Below are 8,428 nucleotides of genomic sequence, written 5' to 3' on the forward strand. Positions count from 1 at the left end.
GAAGCTCGACGCTGCCAGCGCTGTACGTCCCGCGTATCCGTACTGGCATCAGGAAGGATTTGCGGAGCGTAATCCGAAGGCGGTTTAAGCGCTGCCCGGCGTAGCCACCGGATAACGACTCGCTCCGGCTCGACTTGCTAGCTGGCGAGTTCGGCCGGAGCGTCCTCGCCGCCGTGCGTTGATCAACGCTTGATCTTCGCTTCGAGCAGATCGCCATGCCGATCCGCCTTGCGAATTCAATGCGCACGTGCTCCGAGACGTCGAGCACTTCACGCGCGCCGTCACCGACGAAGTCGATCACCGAGCGCATTGGCCGCTGACCCGAAGGCAATGCGGTGATCCGCACGATTTCATCGACCACTGCTTGCGGATCGGCGTGCTCCGGTGTGAGTTCGGACAGACGCTCGCCGATCTGATCCATCACGCCGTCATAGCGTGCGTACGCCGCCGCGCGTTCGGCATCGGCCGGTTTGTCCCGCGCTCGGGAAGTGCGCAGTGCCTTTGGTGAACGCACCCGGCACCACGATCGAGGTTTCGATACCGAAGCGCGCGATTTCGTAAGCGAGCGTGACCGCCAAAGAATCCATCGCGGCTTTTGCAGCGCCGTAGGGGCCGAGGAACGGCGGGAAGCCGCCCTTGATGGTCGTGCTGCTGATCCCCACAGCCTCTTCACGTCGCCTTAAGCCACACCGCCGTTGGCGCGCAGGATCTGGCCATTGACCCAGGCCGCGTCCGGGCCGGCGAGGAAGGACACCACCGAGGCGATGTCGTCGGGCTGGCCGAGGCGTTCCAGCGGCGGCATCTTCGCGAAGGTCTGAATCTGTTCTTCAGTCTTGCCGTCGAGGAACAGTGAGGTCGCGATTGGGCCGGGCGCAACAGCGTTGACGGTGATGTTGCGGCCGCGCAGTTCCTTGGCGAACACGTGCGTGAATGCCTCGACGGCCGCCTTGGTGCCGTTGTAGATCGCATAGCCCGGCATGTTCAGCGCCAGTGTGGTGCTGGAGAAGTTGACGATGCGTCCGCCGTCGTTCATCCGTGCGGCCGCTTCGCGCAGGGTATTGAAGGTGCCGCGCACGTTGATGTCGAAAGTCTGGTCGTACAGCGCGTCGGTGGTGTCGGCCAGCGGCACCGTCTTCAGCACGCCGGCGTTGTTGACCAGCACATCCACTTTGCCGAGCTGCTGTTCGGTGGTCTCGAACAGGCGACGCACGTCGTCGGCTTTCGCTACATCGGCTTTCACCGCGATGGCTCGGGTGCCCGCTGCCGTGAGCTCCGCAACGAGCGCATCAGCCTCGGTCGAACTCGATGCGTAATTGACGGCCACCGCAAAACCATCCTTGGCGAGGCGTTGCGCAACGGCTGCGCCAATGCCGCGGGATGCGCCGGTAACGATGGCGACTCGCGTGTGCTGGGTCGTGTTCATGATTCGTTTCCTTCTGTGTAGTGGGTTGGTGAGATGAATCATGGACGCTTTCGATGCTGAGATAATCGGGCTAGACTTGCCATCATCATTCCATTTACTTTAATAATTGGCCGATGAACCGGCCGTAGAGGCGTTGAACATGGATCGTTTCGAGGAAATGCGGGTGTTCGTGCGGATTGCCGAACGGCAGAGCTTCACGCGCGCTTCTGACGATCTGCAGATTCCACGCGCCACCGTCACTAATTTGATGAAGCGCATGGAGCAGCGGCTCGGCGCGCGGCTGCTCGAGCGCACTACACGCTCGGTGCGGCTTACGCACGACGGAGAGGCGTATTACCGGCGCTGCGTGCGGTTGATTGCCGATATGGAGGAGGCGGAGGGCTCGTTTTCCAACCTCGCGCCGAAGGGGCTGTTGCGCGTGAATTTGCAGGGCACCTTGGCGCGGCACTTCATCGTGCCGGCGCTGCCTGCGTTTCTCGCGCGTTTTCCCGATATCGAGCTGACGATCGGCGAGGATGACCGGCTGGTCGATCTGGTGCGCGAAGGGATCGATTGCGTGTTGCGGGCGGGCAATCTGCAGGATTCGTCGATGGTGGGGCGGCGCGTGGCGCAACTGCCGCAAGTGACGGTGGCGAGTCCGGCTTATCTGGACGCGTATGGCGAGCCGGGCGATCCGGCGGACTTGTCCATGCATCGGGCGGTCAATTATCTGTCCAGTGCGACCGGCAAGCCGGTGCCGCTCGAATTCAGAGTCGACGGCCGCGATACGGCTAGCTACTTGCCGTCGGCGGTGTCGGTGACGGGTGCCGATCTCTACACAGGCGCGGCGATAGCGGGGCTCGGCATCGTGCAGGTGCCGCGGTACCGGGTGGCGGGGGAGCTGGAAGCGGGGCGCCTGAAGATCATCCTTGCTGACTTCCCGCCGCCGCCGATGCCGGTTTCGGTGCTGTATCCGCAGAATCGTCAGCTGTCTTCACGGGTGCGGGTGTTTGCGCAGTGGCTGCGCGATATTTTTGAGGCCGCGAGTGTGCAGACGGGGACGCGGGGATCATGAGGGACGTATGTTCGAGGTATGTTGGACGAATGTTGGACGTATGTTGGACGGATGTTGCGATGATGAGCCGAGCCGTTGCTGCAACCTGGGTTGGCCAGGCGTCTGGTGTGTTGTGTCGATGAGGTTCGCGTGATGCGCGGGCGGTGCGTTGTTTTGTGGGTTGTTTTGTGCGTTGTTTCGTGCGGGGTGAGCGGGTTATCGTGGGATCATGTGTGCCGTGCTGGGCGATATTGCTTTTTGCACGGTACGGAATAACAGGAGCAGGGCGATGATCGATGGACTGGTGGGCGGGCGATTGTACGGCGAGGCACAGATTCGCACGGGACAGAACGGGAAGCGGTTCGTGACCTGCAAGGTGCGGGCGACCACCAACGACGGCGATACGATTTTCGTCAATGTGATTGCGTTTGATGATGATGTGCAGGCGGCACTGCTGGCGATTGCTGATGCAGATAGTGTCGCGTTGAGTGGGGCGTTGACGCCCAAGGTTTGGACTGACAAGAATGGGTTGGTTAAGGCTGCTATGGATATGGTTGCACATAAAGTGCTTGTGGGGTATCGGGGGGAAGGGTGATGGGTTTTTTGCCTGTGCGGCGCTTGTTTGGTCTGTCTGTTTGTCCGTCGGCCTGCGGCGTTGGCCCTTCCTTGAAGTGGTTGTCCGCGCGGCGTTTGTTTGGTCCGTGATTTTATGGTTTTGGTTTTTTCTTGATCTGGGTTTTTGGCCTTTCCTTGAATTGATATTGGTCTATTAGCGTTGCCCCTGTGCGGGGCGGCACTTACTTTCTTTGCCGCGGCAAAGAAAGATAAGCAAAGAAAGCCGCTCAACCCGCAAGCTCATAAGCGGGTCCCCCGCACAGTCACGGTAGTGGTCCATCTGGAATCTGTGTTTCCGCACATTCGACGTGAGTGACAAGGGCGTCATACTTCCGGCGGCGCTACGCGCGCCGAAGGGTACTTCTCAAAACCACCTGCTGTTTTTTGCGTTCAGGCTGCCGCCGAAGGTTACTTCTTAAAACGGTCCGCCGCGCTTTCGCGTTCACGGTTTCGCCGAGGAGTACTTCTTAAAGACATCGCCGCGCTTTCGCAGCGGGTACTCTTAAAGCCGTCCGTTGCGTTTTCGCGCTCATAGTTCGTTTGACGCCGTAGCGCAGTGTGTATTGCCTCTGCCTCTGCCTCTGCCTCGCCACGCGCGCAGTGGGGGACGAGCTGATGAGTGGTTGGTGAAGCGAGTCCAGCGCCCTAGGCGCCCCCGGCTTGCACGAACGAAGCCACTTGTTCTCGGCCGCCCCTTCCGGCGAGCACGCAGTGCGAGGCGGGAAGTATGACGGCCTGGTCACCGGGGCTGAATGTGCGAGAACACGGATTCCAGATGCACCACTACCGTGACTGTGCGGGGGACCCGCTTATGGGCTGGCGGGTTGAGCCGCTTTCTTTGCTTAGCTTTCTTTGCGGCGGCAAAGAAAGTAAGTGCCGCCCCGCACAGGGGCAACACTAATAGACCGATAACAAAGCAAGAAAAGGCCAACGCCGCAGGCAAACAGACAACAAGCCCAGCTCTGGAACCCAGATCAACAAAAGTCCCACGCCATAAAAACAAAACCAAAGCGCCGCGCAGGCAAACAAACCAGACAAAGCCCAACGCCGCAGGCACACAACCAAAACCCACCGCCGGAGGCAACCTTCCTACTTCACTTCAAACCCATAATCCCCATGCGTCCGATGCCCATCGGACGCCACAGCCACCCAATGCACGGTATAACGCCCCGCGACAAGCGGCGGCAACGGCACCACGATGAGTGCCGCCTGATGCGCATCGACCGCGGACTTCTCCGTATTAACCTGCTTGCCATTCGCATCGGTCACAGTCAGCGAACTGAACGACGGCTCAAGCGGCCCGTCGAACATCACGCGGACCTGCGAAGGCGACGCCACCGTCGTGCCCGCACCCGGCTCCTGTTTCGCCGGAAAAACATGAGCAAAAGCGGCACTCGCAAACACCAGGCCGGCAATCATCAACGGCACCTTCGCTGCCGCCCTCAGCCAGTTATGTCGAGCGTTTTTCATCGCTTACTCCTACTAGGTTGCCGCGTTACTGGAAGAGAGGTTTGCCGATCGTGGTCGGCGCGACATCGTCGAAGAAAATGTGGGCCTGCACCAGCACGCCCACATGCGAGCCGCTAGCGTGGTTGATCGGGATCTGCGCTTCAATGCCGAACTGGCCATAGCGATTGATCCAGATGAAACCCGGATTGACCGTGCCGGTCGTCTGCCCCTGGCTTCTCGACAGCGGAATCTCCACCAGCGGAATAACGTTCGCCAACGGCTGGGGCAAGCCGATGTCGTGCACGTGCTGCTGCAAATACGGCAAGCTGTACTGCACCGTGAAGCCATAGTTAAAGGCGTTCGGCTGCCCCGCGCCTGTCGTCAGCGCCGGGCCGGCCTCACCCGTGATCGCGATCGGCCGCAAATAGGCGAGCGAGTCGGGAAGATCGCCCATGCCCTTGCCCGCATAGATCGTCGGTGAGATCGTCGAAAAATTGTCCGCGATCGCACGGCTTCCCGTGCCGCCGAGTTCCGCGTTCACACCGACGGACGTCATGAACTCGTGTTCCTCGTTGACGTACAGCAGGTATTTCAAACCAACGCCGAAATTGTCGAAGCCGCGTGCCTTCGGATTGCTCTGCATCGCATACGTGCCGTCAACCGACACCGCAAGCCGCGGCGTGATCAGCTTGTCGTATTCGAAGTCGAAGGTATTGATGCTTTGGTCGCCGTTGTCGCCCGGTACACGCTGGTGGCCGTACTCGAAGTTGGCTTCGTCGCCGACGCCGGGGTCGTCGACGGCCATCGTCGACGGAAAAACGCGATCACCCGCAATCGCGTGGGCACTCGCAAGTGATGGAGCGAAGAGCAATAGGCTCGTGGCAGTCGCGACGAGCGACCTCGCGCGCAGCGGCATCGCGCTGCGCGTTGCTTGGGTTTGCATGGTTCATCCTGTTCATGGGTCGTGACGATGCAGGCGCGCGCGTCCAGCGACGGACGTGCGGCGGCATCGCGATGCGGTCATGCATCGCGCCGGTGCGACTCGAATCAGGACGTGAACGGTGGGGCGCGAGGTTGCGCGAAGGTAAGCGGTTCGACGCGGTGAACGCTCTCGAAGCGGGTGGCGACGGTGTGCTGCGTCGCGCGGACAGTAACGGAGAACAGCGCCTCGACACCAGGCATCACGGGCATGTGAGCCAGCAGGCTGCAATAGCCGCAGGCGTCGCCGTCGGACATGGCCGGGTGCTGAGTGTGTTTACTGCCGGAGCCGTCCGATGCCTGATCCGGCATCGAGGCCATCGGCGGCATGGAGTCCATGGACCGCATCGACGCCATCTCCGGCATCGAGCAATGCTCGCTTTCCATGCCGGTGTCGCCGACCTCGCGCGCAGCGAGCGAATGCGAGATCGTCGGCGCGAGCGTGGCCATCAGGATCGCAAACAATCCCAGCCAACTGCCGATCTTCCGATGGAAACGACTCAAGATGCGCTCAGCGACACGATTAGAAGCTGTCGCGAATTATGCCACGGCCTACCGCACGTCGAGTTCGATGAAGCGACGCTGATTCCGGACATTTTCCCTATGCGCCACGCAGGCCGTCGTTGTGTCCTTGCGCCGTTATGTCGTTGCGCCGTTGCACTGCTGCGAAAACAGGCACATTCACCGTGCAATGGACCGGCAACCCCACACGGTCAATAGAGCAAACTGCCAGCGGCAATTCCGCCGCCGACAGTGGACAATGCGTCATCCCGGCTATCGGCATGGAGTGTCCATGAAAGCGCATCGCCCGCGTCCTGCACATTTTCCCGGCGATCATTTGCATGCGGAGTGGCGCGATCACACGCTGTCTTACGTCATCGTGGCCGCGCTTGTCGTGGCTATGGTCACGCTGATCGTCTGGGTGGTCGATCCGGCGCCGCCGAAAACCATCACGATAAGCGCGGGCCCGCACGACAGTTCGTTCCTCGTCGCCGCGGATCAGTACAAGAAAATCCTTGCCCGGAACGGCATCGCGCTGAAGGTGCTGGAATCCGACGGCTCGGTGGAGAACCTGCATCGTCTGCTGGATCCGAAACAGCATGTCGATCTCGCGCTCGTGCAAGGCGGCGTGGCCGATGGGCTCGATACGTCGTCGCTGATGTCGCTCGGCAGCGTTTTCTATATCCCGGTGGTGGTGTTCTATCGCGGCACGGGCTTAAGCAAGCTGTCGGAACTGGAAGGCAAACGGATTGCGATCGGCCGCGAAGGCAGCGGCACCCGGCTGCTTTCGCTCAAACTGCTGGACGCGAATGGCATCGAACCGGGCGGCGACACCGTGCTGGTACCAAGCGATGGGTTGCAGGCCGCCACCAAACTGGTGGCCGGCGAAGTCGACGCGGCGATTCTGAACGGCGACTCCGCCACGCGCGGCCTGATGTTGAGGCTCTTGAAAGTGCCCGGCATCTCCGTGATGAATTTCGACGAAGCCAGCGCCTATACGCGCCTCTTTCCCTATCTCGACGAACTCGATCTACCACCGGGCGTGCTGGATCTGAAGCGCAGAATTCCGCCCGAGACCATTCATCTGATCAGTCCGACGGTTGAGCTCGTGGCCCGAACCAGCCTGCATCCGGCCATTTCCGACTTATTGATCGAGGCCGCACAGGAGGTGCACGGCATGCCTGGGCTCTTGCAGCGCGCGGGGGAATTCCCGAGTCCGGTCGCCCATGAATATCAGATCAGCGAAGACGCGCAGCGCTACTACAAGACCGGCAAGAGCTTTTTATACCGTGCGCTGCCGTTCTGGCTCGCGAGCATCGGCGACCGCACGCTCGTTCTATTGCTGCCGGTGGCGGTGCTCCTCTTTCCGGCGATGCGGCTGATCCCGGCGCTGTACCGGTGGCGCGTACGCTCGCGTATCTATCGTTATTACGGTGCGCTGATTGCGATTGAGCGCGGCGCGCTCGCCGACTCGACTGACGAAGAGCGCAAGCGATTGGTCGCGGAACTCGATCAGATCGAAGCGTCGCTTGACCGCTTGCGCATGCCGCTTGCATACGCCGATGCGTTCTATGTGCTGCGTGAGCACGTCGGCTTCGTGCGCAGCCGGCTGGCGGCGGCGCACGGCCGCTAGCCCGGGGCCGGGCGGCGGGCCTGGTCTCGGGCTTGCGTCTTTTATGCTTTTGTGGAGGCCGATGGTGCCGCCGGCGGCGTTGTCGATTCGGCGGCCGGGTTGTCCGTCGAGGCAGGTTGCGGCTGGCTGGCCGCGTCGCCTTGGGGGAGGGTCGCGGCTTGCGTTGCTGTATCCGCTGAAGCACCCGACGCGAGCGCGGTGCCCGTGGCATTGGCGGACGCATCCGCCGACGCGGCGGCTGCTTTCGCCGCGCCCCGGCCCGCGCGATGCGCCTGCAGACGCTGCGCGCCGGCCGCTTCTTGCGCCGTCACCTTGCCTGCTTCGCTGCCCGTGACATCCACGCGTGCGGCGCCTTCGACCAGGCAGTTCCAGTAGCGGCTGCCGCGGCACCAGGTTTTGATTGCGTCGCGCAACTCGGCTTCGCTCAGCGATAGCTCCTTCGCGTGAACCACGAGGTCCTCGAAGATGCCGACCTTGAGCGGCAGCTTGGGGGCCGGATTCTTCGGGAACGCGTTCGGGAAGCGCTTTTGCAGTTTACCGATCGACTTCACCACCGGGTCCACAGGCTTCGCGTCGACCTTGGCAGGGGGCGCGGCGCGGCGCGGCGGCGCCGGCTTGCGGGCGGGCTTCGCACCGGGATTCGCGCCAGGCTTGGCGACGGGATTCGCGCCGGTCCTGGCGACAGGCTTGGCGCCGGGCTTGGCCGCAGGCGCGGCTTCGGCGCGTGCCGCAGCCAGTTGCTTCTTCAATTCAGCGAGTTGTTCGAAACCCATAGCGCACAATCAATCGATAAAGA

The 8,428-nt window shown here is 61.9% G+C and carries 9 protein-coding genes and 1 pseudogene; 3 read left to right on the forward strand and 7 right to left on the reverse strand.

Annotated features, from left to right (window positions below; translation table 11 throughout):
• From QOC89_RS31905 to QOC89_RS17160, 3 genes and pseudogenes are all read right to left on the reverse strand, one after another.
• A pseudogene (locus QOC89_RS31905) lies at positions 1-421 on the reverse strand (hypothetical protein); the annotation flags it as partial.
• A gap of 7 nt (positions 422-428) precedes the next feature.
• On the reverse strand, positions 429-662 hold the full coding sequence (locus QOC89_RS31910; protein ID WP_416340410.1) for an SDR family NAD(P)-dependent oxidoreductase: 234 nt from the start codon (positions 660-662) through the stop codon (positions 429-431).
• Positions 663-679: 17 nt separating this feature from the next.
• Complete coding sequence (locus tag QOC89_RS17160) at positions 680-1,423, reverse strand: SDR family oxidoreductase (RefSeq protein WP_323046109.1); 744 nt, start codon at positions 1,421-1,423, stop codon at positions 680-682.
• Positions 1,424-1,562: 139 nt separating this feature from the next.
• On the opposite strand from QOC89_RS17160, the gene QOC89_RS17165 reads away from it, so the two are divergent.
• Both QOC89_RS17165 and QOC89_RS17170 read left to right on the forward strand, forming a co-directional pair.
• Positions 1,563-2,477 carry a LysR family transcriptional regulator gene (locus QOC89_RS17165; RefSeq protein WP_323046110.1) on the forward strand — a complete coding sequence of 305 codons (915 nt, stop codon included), beginning with the start codon at positions 1,563-1,565 and terminating at the stop codon, positions 2,475-2,477.
• Between the two features lie 268 nt (positions 2,478-2,745).
• The gene (locus QOC89_RS17170; RefSeq protein ID WP_323046111.1) at positions 2,746-3,051 is read left to right on the forward strand and encodes a single-stranded DNA-binding protein; all 306 of its coding nucleotides are present in this window, start codon (positions 2,746-2,748) and stop codon (positions 3,049-3,051) included.
• Positions 3,052-4,160: 1,109 nt separating this feature from the next.
• On the opposite strand, the gene QOC89_RS17175 is transcribed toward QOC89_RS17170, so the two are convergent.
• The 3 genes from QOC89_RS17175 to QOC89_RS17185 form a co-directional block, all read right to left on the reverse strand.
• The gene (locus QOC89_RS17175; RefSeq protein WP_323046112.1) at positions 4,161-4,541 is read right to left on the reverse strand and encodes a copper resistance CopC family protein; all 381 of its coding nucleotides are present in this window, start codon (positions 4,539-4,541) and stop codon (positions 4,161-4,163) included.
• 25 nt (positions 4,542-4,566) lie between these two features.
• On the reverse strand, positions 4,567-5,463 hold the full coding sequence (locus QOC89_RS17180; protein ID WP_323046113.1) for a hypothetical protein: 897 nt from the start codon (positions 5,461-5,463) through the stop codon (positions 4,567-4,569).
• A gap of 104 nt (positions 5,464-5,567) precedes the next feature.
• Entirely contained in the window at positions 5,568-6,002 is a 435-nt protein-coding gene (locus QOC89_RS17185) for a DUF2946 domain-containing protein (RefSeq protein ID WP_416340411.1), read from the reverse strand.
• A 289-nt stretch (positions 6,003-6,291) separates the two neighbouring features.
• Between QOC89_RS17185 and QOC89_RS17190 the strand changes: the two genes are divergently transcribed.
• Positions 6,292-7,632 carry a TAXI family TRAP transporter solute-binding subunit gene (locus tag QOC89_RS17190; protein ID WP_323046114.1) on the forward strand — a complete coding sequence of 447 codons (1,341 nt, stop codon included), beginning with the start codon at positions 6,292-6,294 and terminating at the stop codon, positions 7,630-7,632.
• A gap of 41 nt (positions 7,633-7,673) precedes the next feature.
• Here the strand turns inward: QOC89_RS17190 and QOC89_RS17195 are convergent, their stop codons facing one another.
• Positions 7,674-8,405, reverse strand: coding sequence for a ProQ/FinO family protein (locus QOC89_RS17195; RefSeq protein WP_323046115.1), 732 nt, complete (start codon positions 8,403-8,405; stop codon positions 7,674-7,676).
• Positions 8,406-8,428: the final 23 nt, after the last annotated feature.

The sequence above is a fragment of the Paraburkholderia sp. genome (genome assembly GCF_034668105.1).
Classification (GTDB): Bacteria; Pseudomonadota; Gammaproteobacteria; order Burkholderiales; family Burkholderiaceae; genus Paraburkholderia.